Source organism: Mesorhizobium sp. M7A.F.Ca.US.006.04.2.1 (assembly GCF_004022915.1).
GTDB lineage: Bacteria > Pseudomonadota > Alphaproteobacteria > Rhizobiales > Rhizobiaceae > Mesorhizobium > Mesorhizobium ciceri.
In genome coordinates, this window is record NZ_RZQA01001413.1 from 1 (window position 1) to 898 (window position 898).

Consider the following 898-nt stretch of genomic DNA (forward strand, 5'->3'; position numbering starts at 1 on the left):
CACGCTCAGCGTCGAACCGCGCGAAGTGGTCGTCGTCTGCGGCCCGAGCGGCTCGGGCAAAAGCACTCTGATCCGCTGCGTCAACGGCCTGGAGGCGATCAAGGACGGCGACCTCGTCGTCGACGGCCAGCGGCTCGGCGATCCCGCCACCAACATGACGCAACTGCGCACCGAGATCGGCTTCGTCTTCCAGTCGTTCAACCTCTATCCGCACAAGACGGCACTCGAAAACGTCACGCTCGCCCCAATCCATGTCCGCAAGATCCCGCGCGCCGAGGCTGAAAAAGCAGGCCGCGAATTGCTGGCCAAGGTTGGCCTCGCCGACAAGGTCAATGCCTATCCCGCACAGCTCTCCGGCGGCCAGCAGCAGCGCGTGGCGATCGCGCGTTGCCTCGGCATGCGGCCCAAGATCATGCTGTTCGACGAGCCGACCTCGGCGCTCGACCCCGAGATGATCTCCGAAGTGCTCGACGTCATGGTGGCGGTCGCCGAGGAAGGCATGACCATGATGGTGGTGACGCACGAGATGGGCTTTGCCCGCAAGGTCGCCCAGCGCGTGGTGTTCATGGACGCCGGCGCCATCGTCGAAAGCGGCACGCCCGACGAGTTCTTCTCACACCCCAAGACCGACCGCAGCCGCGCTTTCCTGAGCAAGATTCTGCGGCACTAAAGGCGGGCGGTCAGGTCGCCTCTTCCGCGCTGCCGCCAATCGCAAACGCTGCCGGGCCGCCGCGCCGCCTGAGCAGCGCGATGGCGAGGAAGGCGATGACGCCGCTCGCGGCGACGACCACCAGCACCCACAGGGAATTGGCGACCGATGTCCGCGCCATCATGAAGGCGAGCGCGAACGGCGCGAAGGCCGAGGTGAACTGACGGGCGGCGCTCGCCTTCATGATGG

The 898-nt window shown here is 66.4% G+C and carries 1 protein-coding gene and 1 pseudogene; one reads left to right on the forward strand and one right to left on the reverse strand.

What is annotated here, in order from left to right:
* The coding region (locus tag EN925_RS37715) for an amino acid ABC transporter ATP-binding protein (protein WP_164894761.1) at positions 1-670 on the forward strand (670 nt) is incomplete at its 5' end.
* A 10-nt stretch (positions 671-680) separates the two neighbouring features.
* Here EN925_RS37715 and EN925_RS37720 read toward each other — a convergent pair.
* Positions 681-898, reverse strand: a pseudogene (locus EN925_RS37720) (MFS transporter); the annotation flags it as partial.